Origin of the sequence: Pseudonocardia ailaonensis (assembly GCF_039531635.1) — a bacterium.
Classification (GTDB): domain Bacteria; phylum Actinomycetota; class Actinomycetes; order Mycobacteriales; family Pseudonocardiaceae; genus Pseudonocardia; species Pseudonocardia ailaonensis.
Genome location: NZ_BAAAQK010000025.1, coordinates 26,121 through 43,363, shown reverse-complemented (window position 1 = coordinate 43,363; position 17,243 = coordinate 26,121). Strand labels below are relative to the sequence as shown.

17 protein-coding genes are annotated in these 17,243 nt (G+C 74.5%); 12 read left to right on the top strand and 5 right to left on the bottom strand.

Features of this window, described 5'->3' with window-relative positions; translation table 11 throughout:
* Positions 1 to 18: 18 nt before the first annotated feature.
* Both ABD324_RS29345 and ssd read right to left on the bottom strand, forming a co-directional pair.
* Positions 19 to 1,212, bottom strand: coding sequence for a TadA family conjugal transfer-associated ATPase (locus ABD324_RS29345; RefSeq protein ID WP_344424351.1), 1,194 nt, complete (start codon positions 1,210 to 1,212; stop codon positions 19 to 21).
* On the bottom strand, positions 1,209 to 2,318 hold the full coding sequence (gene ssd / locus ABD324_RS29340; RefSeq protein WP_344424348.1) for a septum site-determining protein Ssd: 1,110 nt from the start codon (positions 2,316 to 2,318) through the stop codon (positions 1,209 to 1,211). Before ssd ends, ABD324_RS29345 begins: the two co-directional genes overlap by 4 nt.
* A 385-nt stretch (positions 2,319 to 2,703) precedes the next feature.
* On the opposite strand from ssd, the gene ABD324_RS29335 reads away from it, so the two are divergent.
* Positions 2,704 to 3,522 carry an HAD family hydrolase gene (locus ABD324_RS29335; protein WP_344424346.1) on the top strand — a complete coding sequence of 273 codons (819 nt, stop codon included), beginning with the start codon at positions 2,704 to 2,706 and terminating at the stop codon, positions 3,520 to 3,522.
* A 379-nt stretch (positions 3,523 to 3,901) separates the two neighbouring features.
* Here the strand turns inward: ABD324_RS29335 and ABD324_RS29330 are convergent, their stop codons facing one another.
* Positions 3,902 to 4,648 carry an oxidoreductase gene (locus ABD324_RS29330; RefSeq protein WP_344424344.1) on the bottom strand — a complete coding sequence of 249 codons (747 nt, stop codon included), beginning with the start codon at positions 4,646 to 4,648 and terminating at the stop codon, positions 3,902 to 3,904.
* A gap of 227 nt (positions 4,649 to 4,875) precedes the next feature.
* Between ABD324_RS29330 and acs the strand changes: the two genes are divergently transcribed.
* From acs to ABD324_RS29310, 4 genes are all read left to right on the top strand, one after another.
* The gene (gene acs, locus ABD324_RS29325) at positions 4,876 to 6,849 is read left to right on the top strand and encodes an acetate--CoA ligase (RefSeq protein WP_344424342.1); all 1,974 of its coding nucleotides are present in this window, start codon (positions 4,876 to 4,878) and stop codon (positions 6,847 to 6,849) included.
* A 114-nt stretch (positions 6,850 to 6,963) separates the two neighbouring features.
* On the top strand, positions 6,964 to 7,416 hold the full coding sequence (gene arfB / locus ABD324_RS29320; protein ID WP_344424340.1) for an alternative ribosome rescue aminoacyl-tRNA hydrolase ArfB: 453 nt from the start codon (positions 6,964 to 6,966) through the stop codon (positions 7,414 to 7,416).
* A gap of 213 nt (positions 7,417 to 7,629) precedes the next feature.
* Positions 7,630 to 8,121: a phage holin family protein gene (locus tag ABD324_RS29315; RefSeq protein ID WP_344424337.1), complete on the top strand. Its 492-nt coding sequence runs from the start codon at positions 7,630 to 7,632 to the stop codon at positions 8,119 to 8,121.
* A 6-nt stretch (positions 8,122 to 8,127) separates the two neighbouring features.
* Positions 8,128 to 9,054 carry an alpha/beta fold hydrolase gene (locus ABD324_RS29310; RefSeq protein WP_344424334.1) on the top strand — a complete coding sequence of 309 codons (927 nt, stop codon included), beginning with the start codon at positions 8,128 to 8,130 and terminating at the stop codon, positions 9,052 to 9,054.
* Here ABD324_RS29310 and ABD324_RS29305 read toward each other — a convergent pair.
* Positions 9,044 to 10,078 (bottom strand): glycerophosphodiester phosphodiesterase, encoded by a 1,035-nt coding sequence (locus tag ABD324_RS29305; protein WP_344424331.1) that lies wholly within the window; start codon positions 10,076 to 10,078, stop codon positions 9,044 to 9,046. The genes ABD324_RS29310 and ABD324_RS29305 overlap by 11 nt on opposite strands.
* A gap of 124 nt (positions 10,079 to 10,202) precedes the next feature.
* On the opposite strand from ABD324_RS29305, the gene purD reads away from it, so the two are divergent.
* From purD to ABD324_RS29285, 4 genes are all read left to right on the top strand, one after another.
* Positions 10,203 to 11,465 (top strand): phosphoribosylamine--glycine ligase, encoded by a 1,263-nt coding sequence (gene purD / locus ABD324_RS29300; protein ID WP_344424328.1) that lies wholly within the window; start codon positions 10,203 to 10,205, stop codon positions 11,463 to 11,465.
* Positions 11,466 to 11,739: 274 nt separating this feature from the next.
* Complete coding sequence (locus ABD324_RS29295; protein WP_344424325.1) at positions 11,740 to 11,985, top strand: hypothetical protein; 246 nt, start codon at positions 11,740 to 11,742, stop codon at positions 11,983 to 11,985.
* Positions 11,986 to 12,108: 123 nt separating this feature from the next.
* Positions 12,109 to 13,224 carry a pyridoxal phosphate-dependent aminotransferase gene (locus ABD324_RS29290; RefSeq protein ID WP_344425491.1) on the top strand — a complete coding sequence of 372 codons (1,116 nt, stop codon included), beginning with the start codon at positions 12,109 to 12,111 and terminating at the stop codon, positions 13,222 to 13,224.
* A gap of 62 nt (positions 13,225 to 13,286) precedes the next feature.
* Positions 13,287 to 14,075 carry a potassium channel family protein gene (locus ABD324_RS29285; RefSeq protein WP_344424322.1) on the top strand — a complete coding sequence of 263 codons (789 nt, stop codon included), beginning with the start codon at positions 13,287 to 13,289 and terminating at the stop codon, positions 14,073 to 14,075.
* On the opposite strand, the gene ABD324_RS29280 is transcribed toward ABD324_RS29285, so the two are convergent.
* Positions 13,987 to 15,147, bottom strand: a complete 1,161-nt coding sequence (locus ABD324_RS29280; protein WP_344424319.1) for a threonine aldolase family protein — start codon at positions 15,145 to 15,147, stop codon at positions 13,987 to 13,989. The two genes, ABD324_RS29285 and ABD324_RS29280, sit on opposite strands and share 89 nt — an antisense overlap.
* Before the next feature lie 152 nt (positions 15,148 to 15,299).
* Between ABD324_RS29280 and ABD324_RS29275 the strand changes: the two genes are divergently transcribed.
* From ABD324_RS29275 to ABD324_RS29265, 3 genes are all read left to right on the top strand, one after another.
* Positions 15,300 to 15,806 (top strand): SigE family RNA polymerase sigma factor, encoded by a 507-nt coding sequence (locus tag ABD324_RS29275; RefSeq protein WP_344424316.1) that lies wholly within the window; start codon positions 15,300 to 15,302, stop codon positions 15,804 to 15,806.
* A gap of 5 nt (positions 15,807 to 15,811) precedes the next feature.
* Entirely contained in the window at positions 15,812 to 16,471 is a 660-nt protein-coding gene (locus ABD324_RS29270; RefSeq protein WP_344424313.1) for a hypothetical protein, read from the top strand.
* Between the two features lie 191 nt (positions 16,472 to 16,662).
* A complete protein-coding gene (locus ABD324_RS29265; protein WP_344424310.1) occupies positions 16,663 to 17,214 on the top strand; it encodes a TetR/AcrR family transcriptional regulator in 552 nt (183 codons plus the stop codon).
* Positions 17,215 to 17,243: the final 29 nt, after the last annotated feature.

Here is a 17,243-nt window from a genome sequence, read left to right as displayed (position 1 = left end):
CCGCGCAGGTCGCGGGGGTCATCGGAAGGAGACCGAATCTTGTGTGGACAGATCGGACCAGGGGAGGGGGACCGCGCGCTCGGCCAGCAGCTCGGCGAACAGCGGGCGGTCGGTGGTCCAGCCCCGGACCCGCTCCCAGACGGGGCGGACGCAGACCCCGGCCGGGTCCCGGACCAGGACGCCGACCGCCTCGAGAACCCGTGTGCCACCGGGGATCCGGCGCATGTGCAGGACCACCTGCACCGCGGCGGCGAGCTGGCTGTGCAGAGCGGCGCGGTCCATCCCGCCCAGGGCGGCGAGGGCCTCCATGCGCGCCGGGACCTCCCGGACGGAGTTGGCGTGGACCGTGCCCGCGCCGCCGTCGTGCCCCGTGTTGAGCGCGGCGAGCAGGTCGCAGACCTCGGCCCCGCGCACCTCGCCGACCACGACCCGGTCCGGCCGCATCCGGAGCGCCTCGCGGACCAGGTCCCGCAGTGACACCCCGCCCGCGCCCTCGATGTTCGGCGGCCGCGCCACCAGCCGGACGACGTGGGGATGCCGGGGCCGCAGCTCCTGGGCGTCCTCCACGGTCAGGATCCGTTCGGCCGGGTCGGCGGCACCGAGGAGAGCCCCCAGGACCGTGGTCTTCCCCGAACCGGTGCCCCCCGAGACGAGGAACGCGAGGCGGGCGGCGACCACCGCCCGGACCAGCGCCTCCGCCGTGCGGTCGAGGGTGCCGAGGCGAGCCAGGGAGCCGAGGTCGTGGGCCGCCGGGCGCAGCACGCGCAGCGACAGGCAGGTGCCGTCGGCCGCGACGGGGGCGAGCACCGCGTGGAGCCTGACGCCGTTGCCGGCGAGCCAGCCGTCGACGTACGGGCTCGCGTCGTCGAGGCGGCGGCCGGCCGCCAGGGCGAGCCGCTGCGCCAGCCGCCGGACGGCGGCCTCGTCCGGCAGCCGGACCGCGACGGGTTCGAGCCCCGCGCCGCGGTCCACCCGCACCTCGCCGCCCCCGGAGACCAGCACGTCCGTGGTGCGGGGATCGCGGAGCAGGCCGTCCAGGGGCCCCGCGCCCACGAACTCCTCCCGCAGTACCCGGAGCGCGGCCAGAACGTCCAGATCGGACGCGACCCCGCCCGACTCGGCGCGCACCGCCTGCGCGACGGCGGCCGCGGTGGGCTCCCGCCCGTCGGTCGCGAGCCGGGCCCGCACCCGATCGACCAGCGCCGCGCTCACGACGCCCTCCACAGCGCCTCGAGCTCGTCCGACGGTCCCGCGTTCCGCAGCGCCACGAGGAGCTCGCGGGCGGCACGGGCGAGCGGGCCGCGCCCCCGGCCGGGCGGGACGCCCTGCTCGATCGCCCGGCCCAGGCCCCGCTCGGGCGCCATCTCCGGGAGCACCGGGAGGTCCAGGGCCGCAGCGAGATCCGAGGGGGCGAGGCCGCCCGGCGAGGGGCCCCGCACGACCAGCCCGACCCGCCGGGTCTGCTCCGCCAGCACCGCCGCCACCCGGCCCGCTGCCGCGGCCGCCCGGACGTCCGCGGGGACGACCAGCGCCGTCAGGTCCGCCTCGGCGAGGGCCGCGAGCGCCGCGTCCGTCGGGTATCGGGGGACGTCGCAGACGACCGTCTCGCCGGCTCGGCGGCCGGCGTCGAGCACCGCCGCGACCGCGGCGGCCGAGGGACCGGAGGTGGACCGGGCGCAGGACAGCACCCCGAGCTCACCTCGGGAGCGGCCGATCGCCGGGGCCGGCAGCGCCGCGTGCAGGGCCGAGGCCGGCACCCGGCCGTCCGTGATCGTGAGCTCGGGCCAGCGCAGCCCGCTGACCTCCTCCGCACCCAGCACGAGGTCGAGCCCGCCGCCGAGGGGATCGCAGTCCACCAGCAACGTCCGGCCGCCGGTCCGCGAGGACACCACCGCCACCGCCGCGGCCAGCACGGAGGCTCCCGCCCCACCCCGCCCGCCGACGACGGCGAGCACCCGCCCCGGATCCTCGCCCGAGCCGAGCTCCGCCGCCCGGGCCAGCCGTTCGACCAGCCAGGCCTCCCCGGCCGGCAGCTCGATCGCCTGCTCCGCGCCGATCGCCACCGCGCACCGCAACGCCTCGACCGAGGCCGACCCGAACCCGGCCAGCACGACCCCGCCGCGCCGGGGCAGCCCCCCGGACAGGCAGCGGATCGCGGAGGCCGCGTCGAGCACCGCGAACGGCGACGTGGACCAGTGCCGTCTCGCGTCGGCGGCGTCGGCCGCCCGGTGCACCTCGCAGCCGGCCGCGGCGGCCAGCCTCAACAGCGCGTCGAGCAGCTCCGGCTCCTCGACCATCAGCAGTGTCCGCTCGCCCATTCCCGCTCCCGTGACCCCCGCGGCCCGCCGTGTGCGGGACCGGGAACGAGCGTGCGGCCCCGGGGGCGGATCGGGGCGGGTTTCCGCGCAGCTGTGGACAACCTGGGTGCGGTGTGGACAACTCGGCGTGCGCAGGCCGGAGGGGCTGTGGATCATCGGGGCCGCATGGTTGGATCGCGCGCCCGCACGGGCCCGCCGCGGACGCGAAACGGGTCATGGCAGTGGGGCGCTCGTTGCGGTTACAGTTGTCGATGGCTCGGACTGTGTCCGAGCAGGTTCAGCTCGACCCCCCGGGGCTGAACCGCCCGACGGCCCCCGCCAATCCCCCCTGGCGGGGGTCGTCCCATGTGCGGGGTCCGGTGGCGGGTCTGGCAGGCTCCCCGCCGTGCCCGGTCCGATCGCTCCCGCGCCCCGCGCCGCGTTCTTCGATCTCGACAAGACGATCATCGCCGGGTCGAGTGCGCTGGCCTTCAGCAGACCCTTCCGCAAGGAGGGCCTGATCTCCCGGCGCGCCGTGCTGCGCAGCGGGTACGCGCAGCTGCTGCTCCTGCTCTCGGGCGCCGACGAGGACACCATGGACCTCCTGCGCAAGCGGATCACCGCGCTCGCCACCGGCTGGGAGGTCGCGCAGGTGCGGTCGGTCGTCGCCGAGACGCTGCACGAGGTCGTCGAGCCGATGATCTACGCCGAGGCCGTCGAGCTGATCGCGGAGCACCACGCGGCGGGGGACGAGGTGATCGTGCTGAGCGCCTCCGGGCTGGAGGTGGTGGAGCCGATCGCCGCGCTCGTGGGCGCCGACCGCTGCCTCGCGACCCGGATGGCCGCCCGCAACGGCCGCTACACCGGCGAGATCGACTTCTACTGCTACGGCGAGGAGAAGGCCACGGCGGCGCGGCGGATCGCCGCCGAGCGCGGCTACGACCTCGCGGACTGCCGCGCCTACTCCGACTCGATCACGGATCTGCCGCTGCTGTCCGCCGTCGGGCACCCCACGGTCGTCAACCCGGACAAGGCGCTCCGCAAGGAGGCCGCGGAACGCGGCTGGCCCGTCCTCACGTTCCGTAGTCCCGTGTCCCTGCGCGCCCGGCGGCCCACCGTCCTGGCGCTGGCGGTCGTCGGGATCGGAATCGTGGCGATCGGCTCGGCGGGCATCTGGGGCCGCCGTCCGCGGCCCGCACGTTTGCGCAGATCAGGGGCATGGTGACGGACGTCGTGCGGCGTCGCATCCGCCGTCCGGGTCGCGTCCGGGGTACCTGATCGACACCCTCCGCTGCTGAACCGGTGCACTTCGGCGAAACCCTTGCTGTGGCCCCCGTCACGGCGTAGAACTGTCCCCACGGACCCACGGAAGGCCAGGGTCGGTGCGGCAGAGAAGCACCCGACTCCCCCTCTCGAGGCTCCGTGCACGAGGGGACGGGCCCTCCACGCACAGCACGCCGCGGGAGGCATGTCGTCGTGGGCCTGCGTACCGGGACGCCGGGCGCCGAGGCCATCTCACGACACGTAGTGCACGCCTGGAACCCGGACTTCTCGTGCGACTCGGGCGGTGTCCCTCTCCGGAGGGGCACCGCCCGAACCATGTGTCAGACGTTCCGCGCCTCCGCGATCGTCATCCCCTCGCGCGCCCCGGTCTCCCAGGCCGCGCAGCAGTGCACGATCCACGCGCGCAGACCCTCCTCGGTCCCGCCCGCGAAGCCCGCCGCCGCGGCCCGGTACTCCGCCGCCCGGCGGAGGTGACCCACCTCGGGCACCGCCAGCGACCTGGGGTCGTACCCCGTGGCCACCGCGACCAGCCGGGCCGCCGCCCGCGCCACCACGCCGTCGGCGGTCCCGAAGGGCCGCAACGCGAGAAGCTCACCGTGCACCACCGCGACGAGCACGGGTGCAGGCACCGAGGTGCCCCCGGTGGCGAGGTCCGCGAGCAGCGACAGCCGGGCGGAGGTCCCCTCGCGCGGACGGCCGAGCGTCTGCGAGTCCTCCACCAGGTCCGTGGCGGCCAGCACGTGCAGCCGGGCGAGCGCCTGCAGCGGCGCCGTCTTCCAGGTGGCGAGCAGCCTGCCGGCCTCGTCGGCCACCCGGACCGCGCCGGCCAGCACCGGATCGGAGACGTGCTCCTCCCGGGCGGGGAGCAGCGGCGCACCGTCGATCGCGGCGGAGGCCCGCGCCCCGCGCAGCGCGGCCTCGGCGGAGGTGGCCGGCCAGCCGCGCCGGTTCACCGTGTGGTTGTGCACCGGGACGAGCGCCTCCCGCGCACCGGCGACGGCCGCGCTCACCCCGGGGAGATCGAGGAGCGGCGCGAGAGGGTCCGTTCGGGCGGGCACGGCCACCATGCTGCCACCGGGGCCGGGTCACGGCGGCCCTGCCCCGTGCGCGCGTGATCGGTTCCCCGAGCGGAAGGACCGTGCTGTCGGTGGGTTTCCCGTCCCCGCCGAACGGGGGAGGCCCTCTCCGTACCGACGGTGCGCATGCGACCGCGGAGCACTACGTTCGACTGCGACGAGCGCCGGCGCTCAGTGCGGTGCCGCGCGCGCCAGGCGCACGAGGAGGACACGAGAAGATGGCCGAGTCCGGAGCGACGCTCGACAACCTCTCCACGGAGAGCCGGAGCTTCCCGCCGAGCGAGGAGTTCGCAGGCCAGGCGAACGCCACGGCGGAGTGGTACGAGCGGGCCGACGCGGATCGAGACGCGTTCTGGGCCGCTGCGGCCGACCGCCTGTCGTGGGGCGAGAAGTGGTCGCAGGTCCTGGACTGGCAGGCGCCCTTCGCCAAGTGGTTCGTCGGCGGGAAGCTCAACGTCGCCTACAACTGTGTGGATCGCCACGTCGAGGCCGGCAACGGCGAGCGGGTCGCCTTTCACTGGGAGGGCGAGCCCGGCGACACCCGCACGATCACCTACGCCGACCTGTTGCGCGAGGTCTCGAGGACCGCGAACGCGCTGGCCGAGCTGGGTGTGGGCAAGGGCGACCGGGTGGCGATCCAGCTGCCGATGATCCCCGAGGCCGTCTTCGCGATGCTCGCGTGCGCGCGCCTCGGCGCGCTGCACAGCGTGGTGTTCGGCGGGTTCTCCCCGGGTGCGCTCAAGGCCCGCATCGAGGACGCCGAGGCCAAGCTGCTGATCACCAGCGACGGCCAGTTCCGCCGCGGCAAGCCGGCGCCGATGAAGGAGAACACGGACCAGGCGGTCGAGGGGACGACGATCGAGCACGTCCTCGTCGTCAAGCGGACCGAGACCGAGGTCCCCTGGACCGAGGGCCGCGACGTCTGGTGGCACGACGCCGTCGAGGCGGCCTCCGAGGAGCACACCCCGGAGAACTTCGACGCCGAGCACCCGCTCTTCATCCTCTACACCTCGGGGACCACGGGGAAGCCGAAGGGCATCCTGCACACCTCGGGCGGCTACCTCACCCAGGCCGCGTACACCCACGACGCGGTGTTCGACCACAAGCCCGGCGAGAGCGTGTACTGGTGCACCGCCGACATCGGCTGGGTGACCGGGCACAGCTACATCGTCTACGGCCCGCTCGCCAACGGCGCCACGTCCGTCATGTACGAGGGCACGCCGAACACCCCGCACGAGGGCCGGCACTGGGAGATCGTGCAGAAGTACGGCGTCACGATCTACTACACCGCGCCCACGCTGATCCGTACGTTCATGAAGTGGGGCAGGGAGATCCCCGAGAAGTACGACCTCTCCTCGCTGAAGGTGCTCGGCTCCGTGGGCGAGCCGATCAACCCCGAGGCCTGGATGTGGTATCGCCAGGTCATCGGCGGGGAGCGCTGCCCGATCGTCGACACCTGGTGGCAGACGGAGACCGGCGCGATCATGATCTCGCCGCTCCCGGGTGTCACGGCCACCAAGCCGGGTTCGGCGATGCGGCCGCTGCCCGGCATCGGGGCCACCGTGGTGGACGAGTCGGGCACGCCGGTCGGGCACGGCTCCGGCGGCTACCTGGTCCTCGACAAGCCGTGGCCGAGCATGCTCCGCGGCATCTGGGGGGACGAGGAGCGCTACCGCGAGACGTACTGGTCCCGTTTCGAGGAGCAGGGCTACTACTTCGCGGGCGACGGCGCCAAGTACGACGACGACGGCGCGATCTGGCTGCTCGGCCGGGTGGACGACGTGATGAACGTCTCCGGCCACCGCATCTCGACCACCGAGGTGGAGTCCGCGCTGGTCAGCCATCCGACGGTGGCCGAGGCGGCGGTGGTCGGGGCCTCGGACGAGACCACCGGGCAGGGGATCGTCGCGTTCGTGATCCTGCGCGGCAACGTCGCGAAGGACGAGGCCAAGGGCGAGGCGGCCATCAAGGCGCTGCGCGACCACGTCTCCAAGGAGATCGGGCCGATCGCGAAGCCGCGCCAGATCATGGTCGTGGACGAGCTGCCCAAGACCCGCTCCGGCAAGATCATGCGCCGGCTGCTCCGTGACGTCGCGGAGAACCGCGAGGTCGGGGACGTGAGCACGCTGGCCGACTCGGCCGTCATGAGCCTGATCCAGTCGGGCCTGAACGAGGGCAAGGGCGAGGACTGACCGTGTGGGCGAACGGCGCTCTCGCTCCGTAGGTGTGAACGAGAGTGCCGCTCGCTCACCGGGCACGAACGAAAGTGCCGTTCGTGCGCAACGCCCGTGCGGCATGCTGATCGCGTGACCTCCCCGGACGACCGCAGCGACGATCCCGACGGCGTGTTCGTGCGCCGCGGGGTCGTCGTGCCCGCACGGGAGCTGCACTGGCGGTTCTCGCGGTCGTCGGGCCCGGGTGGGCAGGGTGTGAACACCACGGACTCGCGGGTCGAGCTGAGCTTCGACGTCGCGGGATCGCCCAGCCTGCCCGACGACCTGCGGGACCGCGCCCTGCGCCGGCTGGGACCGCGGCTGGTCGACGGCGTGCTGACGATCGCCGCGGGCGACTCCCGCAGCCAGCTCCGCAACCGGGAGGCGGCGCGGGAGCGGCTGGCGCAGGCGCTGCGGGAGGCGACGAAGGCCGACCCGCCCGCCCGCCGCGCCACGAAACCGACGAAGGGCTCGCAGCGCCGCCGCCTCGACTCCAAGACCCGCCGCGGCCGCGTCAAGAAGCTCCGCGGCCGCCCCGACGAATGACCTCGTGAGTGGCGATAGTCGCCATAGCGACTATCCGCACTCACGGGGGTTGGGGTGCACGATCCGGGGAAGTCCTCCGCGGAGGGGCCGTCCGCCCGGGCAGCCCGTCCGACCACGTGACAGGATGACCTCCGCCTCACCTCCTCCGGGTGCGGCGAGCAGCAGGATCAATCGAGCCGATCCAGACGATGAGCCCAGCAGGAGGGACCCTCGGTGGCCACCCCGACCAGCTCCAGCGGCACGGACGTTCCGCCCGTCCTGCCCTCGATCCCGCTGACCAAGGAGCCCGCTCCCGGCTCCGCCGACCAGTCGATCGGCAACCTCGTCCGGGACGTCACCTCGCACGTCTCGACCCTGGTCCGCTCCGAGGTGGAGCTGGCCAAGGCGGAGGTGACCTCCGAGGTCAAGAAGGGTGTGCAGGGCAGCATCTTCTTCATCGTCGCCCTGGTCATCGCGCTGTTCAGCCTGTTCTTCCTGTTCTTCGCGATCGGCGAGCTGCTGGCGATCTGGCTCAACCGGGCGGCGGCCTTCGGGATCGTCTTCGGCCTGATGATCCTGGCGGCGGGCGCGGCGGCGTTCATCGGCTACCTGCGGGTGAAGAAGATCCGCAAGCCGGAGCGCACCATCTCGTCCCTCAAGGACACCGCCCAGGTGCTGGGCAACCGCGGCAAGTCCGGTTCGGACACCCCCGAGCTCAGCCGCTGACGGGTGGTGGGCGCCCGTCCGGAGCCGTCGGTCGTCCGCGTCCCCGGCCCCTGGACGCACCGTTCGGTGTCGGCCAACGGGATCCGGCTACACGTCGTCGAGGCCGGTGAGGGGCCGCTCGTCGTGCTGCTGCACGGCTTCCCGGAGTTCTGGTGGTCATGGCGCCACCAGCTCACCGCCCTGGCGGATGCCGGGTTCCGGGCCGTCGCGATCGACCTGCGCGGGTACGGGGACACGGACAAGACGCCGCGCGGCTACGACCTGTGGACGCTCGCCGGGGACGTCGCGGGCCTGATCCGGGCGCTCGGGGAGCCGGGCGCGCACGTCGTCGGGCACGACTGGGGCGGCCTGATCGCCTGGACGGTCGCGGCCCTGCACCCCCGCCTGGTCCGCTCGCTGGTGGTGCTCGACGCGCCGCACCCGCTGGCCGTCCGCCGCGCGATCGCGCGCAACCCCCGAGGTCAGGGACTCGCCACCGCCCGCTACGCGCTCGGCTTCCAGGTCCCGCGCCGCCCCGAACGCTCCCTGCGCACGGACGACGGCGCCCGCGTCGAGCGGATCATGCGGGCCTGGTCGGGGCCGGACTGGGTGGGCACCGCGGACTTCGCGGAGGCCGTGCGCCGCAACCGCGAGGCCATGCGGATCTCGACCGTCGCGCACTGCAGCCTCGAGTACTACCGCTGGGCCCTGCGCTCCCAGTTCCGTGCCGACGGCCGCCGGTTCGCCGCCGCGGTCGCCCGGCCCGCCGAGATGCCCGTCGTCCAGATCCACGGTGAGGTCGATCCGTGCCTGCTGGAGTCCACGGCGCAGCTCTCGCGGCGCTGGACGGCGGGCGGGTTCACCCACCACGTCCTGCCCGGCACGGGACACTTCCCGCACCAGGAGCGGCCGGTGGAGACGACCGGCCTGCTCCTCGCGGCCCTCAGGAGCTGACGAGCTCGGTCCGGGCGGCCGGTCCGCGCCCGACGAGGTCCAGGGCGACGCGCGCGGTGTCCGGCTGGTCGGTGAACAGACCGTCCACACCGGCGTCCACAAAGGCCCGGTACTCGGCCAGGACGTCCCCGTGGTCGGCCTCGCGACCGGTGCGCCGGCGGCTCTCCGGCAGGAACGAGTTCTCGTTGCGGAAGGTCCAGGCGTGCACCAGCAGGCCCACGGCGTGGGCCGTGGACACCAGCGGGGTCGGGGCGCCCCCGGGCGGCAGCACCAGGGACTTCGCGGGGCCGATCGCCGCGGCGTACTCCGCGATCCACGCCAGCCCGTCGGGGCGGACCAGCTCGGCGTAGGTCCGCGGGTCCCCGGTGGCGACGAGGTCGGCGGGGGCACCGTGGGCGTCGATCAGCTGCACCAGCCGGACCGGGAGCTCGGTGCGCAGCGCGCGCAGGTTGGCCGTCTCGAAGGACTGGACGAAGACGGGGGAGTCCGCCCGGTCCAGGCCGTGCGCGCGCAGCGACGCGACCAGCGCGGGCTCGCAGGCCAGGCCGCGGCGGGCGAAGTAGGTGGGGGACTTGGTCTCCGGGTACACCCCGATCTCGCGGCCGAGCTCCGCGGACAGCCGCGCGCGCAGCTCCAGGATCTCGTCGAAGGTCGGGACGGGGAACAGTCCGTCGTAGACGGTGTTGCCCTGGCGGAGCTGCGGCAGCCGCTCGACGGCGCGCAGGGTGCGCAGCTCGGCGGCGGTGAAGTCGTCCGCGAACCAGTCGTCGCGTTCGATGCCGTCGATCTCGCGGACGGTGCGGCGGGCGGCGAACTCGGGATGGGCGGCGACGTCCGTCGTCTGGCCGATGCCGGGTTCGTGCCGGGCGACGAGCACGCCGTCGGCGGTGCTGACCAGGTCCGGCTCGAGGTAGTCGGCGCCCATCCGGGCGGCGAGCTCGTAGCTCGCGAGCGTGTGCTCGGGGCGGTAGCCGGACGCGCCCCGGTGGGCGATGACGAGCGGCGCGGTGGCGAGGTCGGCCACGGGGTTCCCTTCGTGCGGAGGTGCTCCAGGCTGCCTGTCCCAACGGTCGTGAGGGCGTCCGGGTGACGTCGATCGCATGAACGGCGCACAGGTCGGCGAATCGGGCCCTCTATCCTCGCTTCCCGTGCGCGTACTTGTCGTCGGGAGCGGTGCCCGCGAACATGCCCTGGTCCTCGCCCTCGCGCAGGACCCCCAGGTGACGGCGCTGGCCTGCGCCCCCGGCAACGCCGGCACCGCCGCCGTGGCCGAACAGCGCGGGCTCGACGTCCGCGACGGGGCCGCGGTGGTGGCCCTGGCCCGGGACTGGACGGCGGACCTGGTCGTGATCGGCCCGGAGATCCCGCTGGTCGCGGGCGTGGCGGACGCCGTCCGCGACGCGGGCTTCGCCTGCTTCGGGCCCGGTGCCGAGGCCGCGCGGATCGAGGGCTCGAAGGGCTTCGCCAAGGACGTCATGGCCGCCGCCGGTGTGCCCACGGCGGCCTCGGTGATCGTCGACAACCCGGCGCGGCTCGACGACGCGCTGGCCGGGTTCACCCCGCCCTACGTGGTGAAGGACGACGGCCTGGCGGCCGGCAAGGGCGTCGTGGTGAGCGAGGACCTGGACGCGGCGCGGGCGCACGCCATGCACCTGCTCGACGAGGGCCACCCGGTGCTGCTGGAGGCCTACCTCGACGGGCCCGAGGCCTCCCTGTTCTGCCTGGTCGACGGGACCGCCGTGGTCCCGCTGCTGCCCGCGCAGGACTTCAAGCGGGTGGGCGACGGCGACGCCGGCCCCAACACCGGCGGCATGGGCGCCTACGCGCCGCTGCCCTGGGCGGGCGCCGACCTCGCCGACGAGCTGGTCAGGCTGGTCGTGCAGCCGGTGGCGGACGAGATGGCCAAGCGCGGCACCCCGTTCAGCGGGCTGCTCTACGCCGGGCTCGCGCTGACCTCGAACGGCCCGTCCGTCATCGAGTTCAACTGCCGCTTCGGCGACCCGGAGACCCAGGTCGTCCTCGCCCTGCTCCGCACCCCGCTCGCCGGCGTGCTCCACGCCGTCGCCACCGGCAGGCTCGCCGAGCTGCCGCCGCTGGAGTGGAGCGACGGCGCCGCGGTGACGGTCGTGGTGGCCGCGGACGGCTATCCGGGCACCCCGCGGCTCGGCGACGTCATCGCGGGCGGGGACGGCGAGGGCGTGCTGCACGCCGGGACCCGGCGCCGCGACGACGGCGCGACGGTCTCGGCGGGCGGGCGGGTGCTGTCCGTCGTCGGCACCGGCGCGGACCTCGCGGCGGCGCGGGCGGAGGCCTACGGCCGGCTCGAGGGCGTGCACCTGGCGGGCTCGCACCACCGCACGGACATCGGCCTGCGGGCGGAGAAGGGCGAGATCACCGTCCCCGGGCGGTGATCTCCGCCCCACCCGGTCGTGTCGCAGGTTGCGGCTGTGTTTCGCAGCCGTGTCGCTGAGACCTCCGAACCGGACGAGCGGGATCCGGCCGGTGACCAGCACTAGGCCGTTCGGAGTAGCTACAGGCGAGATGATCTTCCTGCAAACAGCGTGTAAACCGCCAGGAAGCGTGGTTGATCACCGAGGGGAACACCGGTCAGGGTGTCGTCATCGCCGCCCACGACGTGAGCGGCGGGTGAAGGAATCTCCGTTCCCCCTCGAAAGCGAGAAACCCATGCAGCGCACCACGCTGGCCAAGATCGGCTTCGCGGCCCTGGCCGCCCCCGCCGCGATCATCGCGGTCGCCGGTCAGGCCTCGGCCGCCGAGCTCGCCCCGGTCGGCGCCTACCTCGACGAGAACGTCACCCACGGCACCCCGCCGCTGGAGCCGGTCGGCGCCTACGTCGACGACGCGGTCGCCTCGACCGACCACCAGATCTTCGACGTGGTCGGTGTCCTGACCGGGCAGTTCAGCAGCTGAGCAGGTGGCCGGGCGGCGGGCCTCTCCTGACCGCCGCCCGGCCCCGGGGCCGTCGCCTAGGCTCGACCGGTGAGCTCCCTGCCCGGCCCGTCCCGCCGCTCCGGCATCGCCCCCTTCCACGTCATGGACGTGTGGGCCGCGGCGGCGGAGCGGCAGCGGCTCCACGGCGACCTGATCAACCTCTCGGCCGGGCAGCCGTCCACCCCGGCCCCGGCCGCGGTGCGGGCCCGCGCGGCCGACGCGCTCGCCACCGAGGTCCTCGGCTACACCACCGCCCTCGGCATCCCCGAGCTCCGCGCCGGCATCGCCGGGCACCACGGGCACGCGTACGGCATCGCCGTCGACCCGGACGAGGTCGTGGTCACGACGGCGGGGTCCGGCGGCTTCCTGCTCGCCTTCCTGGCCGCCTTCGACGTCGGCGACCGGGTGGCGATGGCCCGCCCCGGCTATCCCGCCTACCGCAACATCCTCGCCGCGCTCGGGTGCGAGGTCGTCGAGCTGCCCTGTGGCCCCGAGACCAGGTTCCAGCCCACGGTGGAGATGCTCGAGGGCCTGGACCTGCAGGGCCTGATCGTCGCCAGCCCCGCCAACCCGACGGGCACGGTCCTCGACCCGGCCGAGCTCGCGGCGCTCGCGCGGTACTGCGAGGACCGCGGGATCCAGCTGGTCAGCGACGAGATCTACCACGGGATCACCTACCCGGGAGCGCCCGCGACGGCGTGTGCGTGGGAGACCTCGCGCGAGGCGATCGTGGTCAACTCGTTCTCCAAGTACTTCTCCATGACGGGCTGGCGGCTCGGCTGGCTGCTCGTCCCGGAGCGCCTGCGCCGCGCGGTGGACCGGCTGGCCGGGAACTTCACGGTGTGCCCGCCCGCGCTGCCCCAGCACGCCGCCGTCGCCGCGCTGACGCCGGAGTCCTACGCGGAGGCGGACTCGCACGTCACCCGCTACGCGACCAACCGGGCGCTCCTGCTCGACGGCCTGCCGCGGCTCGGCATCGACCGGCTGGCCCCGGCGGACGGCGCGTTCTACGTCTACGCGGACGTCAGCCGGTTCACCGGCGACTCGATGACGTTCACCTACGACCTGCTCGACGGTGCGGGCCTCGCGGTGGCCCCGGGCATCGACTTCGACCCGGTCGACGGGCACCACCACATCCGGTTCTCCTTCGCCGGCGCCACCGCGCCCGTCGAGGAGGCCCTGCAGCGTCTGGCGTCCTTCCTGCACCGACCCTCGTGAGTGGCGATGGTCGCTCCGGCGACCATCGCCACTCACAGGGGGTGACCAGGCATGATGCGCGCATGGCCGACCCGTACGCGGACGAGCCGCGGATCGCCGCCTGGGACCGCCGGCTCGACTGGCCCCTGACGGGGCTCGCCGTGGTCTTCCTCGCGCTCTACGCCTGGTCCGTGCTGGATCCGACGCTCGGCGCCGGGCCGGTCGTGGACGCGGCGCTCACCGTCATCTGGATCGTCTTCGGGCTGGAGTACCTGGTCCGGCTCGCGCTGGCCCGGCGGAAGTGGCGCTTCGTCGGCACGCACGTGATCGACCTGGTGATCCTGCTGCTGCCGATGTTCCGCCAGCTCCGGGTCCTGCGGATCGTCACGGTGATCAGCGTGCTGAACCGCCAGCTGCGCGACGACTTCCGCGGCCGGATCGCCGTCTACGTCACCGGCACGGTGGGGCTGGTCGGGTTCACCGCGGCGCTGGCCGTGCTGGAGGCCGAGCGGAACGCCCCCGGCGCGACGATCACCTCGTTCGGCGAGGCCGTGTGGTGGACGATCACCACCATCTCGACCGTCGGCTACGGCGACCGCTACCCGGTGACCGTCGAGGGCCGGATCATCGCCGCCACGCTCATGGTCGCCGGGATCGCCCTGCTCGGCGTGGTGACGGCGTCGATCGCCGGCTGGTTCGTGGCGAACCTGCGGGAGTCGACCGAGCGCACCGAGACCGAGCTGAACGAGGCCGACCAGAAGCTCGACCTGCTGCTCGCCGAGGTCAGGATGCTCCGCGCTCGGCTCGACGCGCTGGAGGCGCCTTCGGACCGGCCTTCACCAGCGGACCGATCCGGTCCAGCACCGCGGTGATGTCGGCGTCCGACAGGTCGGCGTGGGTGACCAGGCGGACCTGGCCGGACATCGAGCTCACCCGGACCCCGGCGTCGGTGAACCGGGTGATGGTGCCGGCCAGGTCGGACACCGCCACGAGCACGATGTTCGTCTCCGGCTCGGCGACCCGCCAGCCGCGCTCGCGCAGGCCGGCGGCCAGGGTGCGGGCGCGCTCGTGGTCCTCGGCCAGCCGGTCGATCCGGTCCAGGGCGACCAGCCCGGCCGCGGCGAGCACGCCGCCCTGCCGGACCCCGCCGCCGAGCATCTTCCGCAGCCGGCGGGCCTGCGCGACGAACTCGACCGAGCCGGCGACGACGGAGCCGACCGGCGCGCCGAGACCCTTCGACAGGCAGACCTGCACGGTGTCCGTGCCGACGGTCAGCGCCGCGGGCGGGGCGCCGAGCGCCACCGCGGCGTGCCACAGGCGGGCGCCGTCGAGGTGCACGGCCAGGCCGGCGGCCCGTGCGGCCGCCGCGAGCTGCGCATGCTCCTCGGGGCGGGTGACGGTGCCGCCCGCGGAGTTGTGCGTGTTCTCCAGGCAGAGCAGGCGCGTGCGCAGGGTGAAGTAGGGCCCGTCCGTCGAGGCGGCGCGGGTGACGGCGCCGGGACTGATCCGGCCCGGGCCTGCGTCGTGCTCCAGCGGGTTCGGCATGCCCCCGGCCAGCCACGCCGCGGAGCCGAGCTCGGAGTCGAGGACGTGGGCGCCGCGCGGGGCCAGGAAGGAGTCGCCCCGCTGCAGGTGGGACATCAGCGCGATGAGGTTCCCCATCGTGCCGCTGGGCGTCCACAGGGCGGCGGAGGCGCCGACCAGGCCGGCGACCCGCTCCTCGAGCGCACGCATGGTGGGGTCGTGGTCGAGGACGTCGTCCCCCACCTCGGCCGCGGCCATCGCCTTGCGCATCTCGGGGGTCGGCGCGGTGACGGTGTCCGAGCGGAGGTCGATCGGCCCGGCCTTCGCGCGGGCCCTCGCCCGGGCGGAGGACAGGGCGGTCGTCGCCGGGCGGCGGGTGCGCGCCGTGGTCCGCGCCGGTGTCCTCGCTGGTCTCTGCATCGAGGCCGATCCTGCCAGCCGGAGTCGATCCGGAGAACGTCGGGTCACGGAATGGTCACGGACATTGCTCCTTCCGGGTGAAGGCGCGGCCGGCGTGCCACCGTGTGGCCCGTCCGTCCCGTCCTGGGGGTGACGGTCACGAGAGGAGCACGGTGGACGCAGCCGCCGAGCAGGCGTTCGCGGAGTACTTCCGCGCGCGCCGCGACGCCGTGCGCCGCACCGCCTACCTGCTGTGCGGGGACTGGCACCGCGCCGACGACCACGCCCAGGCCGCGTTCGTCGCGCTGCACCGGCACTGGTCGCGGATCCGCGATCCGCAGGCGCTCGACGCGTGGGTGCGGCGCACGCTCGTGCGTGCGGTGGTGGACGAGTCGCGCCGGCCGTGGCGGCGCGAGCGGTTCGTGGAGCGGCTGCCGGAATCGGCGGCGGCAGGTCCTGATGTCGCGACCCGGACCACGCTGGTGGAGGCGCTGCGGAGCGTCCCGCCGCGGCAGCGGGCGGTCCTGGTGCTGCGCTACCTGGAGGGGCTGGACGTGGCGGGCGCGGCAGAGGCGCTCGGCTGCTCGCCGGGCACCGTGAAGAGCCAGACCGCGCACGGGCTGGCGGCGCTGCGGGCCACGCTGGGGGACTCGCTCGACGATCTGAGGGCTGCGGGGTGACGGACATGGGCAGGGGACTCGACGACGACACGCTGGCCGCGGCGTTCCGCGCCGCCGTGGCGGACACCCCGGAGCCGGGCTTCGGGCACTCCGACGTGCTGGCCGGGTCGCACCGCGCGGCCCGCCGGCACCGGATGCTGGTGACGGGCGGGATCGCCGCCGCGGTGATCGTCCTGGCCGGTGGGGTGACGACCGGGGTGGTGCTGGGGCAGGACCGCGGCTCGGTGACCTCCGCGGCGTCCGCCCCGGCGCAGGACTCCGCGGGGAGCGGGCTCGCCCGCGAGGCGGCGCCCGTTCCGCCGGCCCTCGGCGGGGGCTGCGTGAACCAGCAGGACCCGGGCCTGCGGTCGCTGGTCGACGCCGCGCTGCCGGCGCTCTCGTCGGCGACGGAGGCCCCGACCACGATGATCTGCCGCCCCGGCGGGGGCCGTGAGGTCCATCTCGACGTGACCGACGGCGCCCTGACCGGCCTGTTCAGCGTGGTCGACACCCCCGCGGGGGAGCAGGGCCCCACGGACGCGGCCTTGGGATGGGTGCAGGCGACCGAGCCCACCAGGTCGGGAGGGACGGTGACGGTGACCTCCCGTGCATCGTCGGACTCCGGCGGTGTCCCGTACTCGGACCAGGTCGAGGCGCTCGCGAAGGCCCTCGCCCCCCTGCTCTGACAAGCGAACCGCACCGAGCCGCCCCGAGCCGCACCGACGCGCCCCCGCCCCGCGAGTCGGCACTTTCGGGAGGGCGAATGTGACGGTCGCGAGCCGTCGTCGGCGTGTGGTCCGGGCTCGGCGACTGTGCCGACTCGCGGACGGGGGTGTGGTGGCCGAGCGCTCCGAGGGGCGGGCGGCAGACTGTGCCGGTGGCGACCGAGAAGGGGGAGCGCCGCCGCCAGGCGCTGACCGAGGCGGCGGGGGAGCTGCTGCGCGAGGGCGGGTTCGACGCGATCCGGCATCGCGCCGTCGCCGAGCGGGCGGGCCTGCCCCTGGCCTCGACCACCTACTACTTCGACTCCCTCGACGAGCTGGTCACCGCCGCCGTCGAGCACACGAGCCGCCAGGACCTCGCCGCCGGCCGGGCGAACCTGGAGTCCGATCCGTTCGAGCTGGTGCTCGACCAGCTGCTCGGCCCCGCCTCCCGCGAGGGTGGGCTCGACGCCGTCCTGCTGCGGTACGAGCAGCTCGTCGGCGCGGGCCGCCGCCCCTACCTCGCGCCGCTGATGCGTGCGCTGCGCGTGGAGCTGGACGGGCTGCTGGTCGACGCCCTCGCCCGCGCCGGCCATGATCTCGACGCCGACGGGCTGCGCCGGGTGGTCGAGACCGTAGACGGGGCGGTCATCTCCGCCCTGATCGAGGCCGATCCCGATCCTCGCGGTACCGCCCGGACCGCTCTCCGCCGGGCCCTCACCGCCTGACCGGCGGCTCTGTGACCCGGGCCTATGAC

Excerpts from the sequence above, each read along its gene's own strand:
- ssd (WP_344424348.1), bottom strand. The coding sequence starts at position 2,318 with ATGGGCGAGCGGACACTGCTGATGGTCGAGGAGCCGGAGCTGCTCGAC.
- ABD324_RS29295 (WP_344424325.1), top strand. The coding sequence starts at position 11,740 with ATGCAGCGCACCACGCTGGCCAAGATCGGCTTCGCGGCCCTGGCCGCC.
- ABD324_RS29280 (WP_344424319.1), bottom strand. The coding sequence starts at position 15,147 with ATGCAGAGACCAGCGAGGACACCGGCGCGGACCACGGCGCGCACCCGC.
- ABD324_RS29285 (WP_344424322.1), top strand. The coding sequence starts at position 13,287 with ATGGCCGACCCGTACGCGGACGAGCCGCGGATCGCCGCCTGGGACCGC.
- ABD324_RS29290 (WP_344425491.1), top strand. The coding sequence starts at position 12,109 with ATGGACGTGTGGGCCGCGGCGGCGGAGCGGCAGCGGCTCCACGGCGAC.
- ABD324_RS29270 (WP_344424313.1), top strand. The coding sequence starts at position 15,812 with ATGGGCAGGGGACTCGACGACGACACGCTGGCCGCGGCGTTCCGCGCC.
- acs (WP_344424342.1), top strand. The coding sequence starts at position 4,876 with ATGGCCGAGTCCGGAGCGACGCTCGACAACCTCTCCACGGAGAGCCGG.
- ABD324_RS29330 (WP_344424344.1), bottom strand. The coding sequence starts at position 4,648 with ATGGTGGCCGTGCCCGCCCGAACGGACCCTCTCGCGCCGCTCCTCGAT.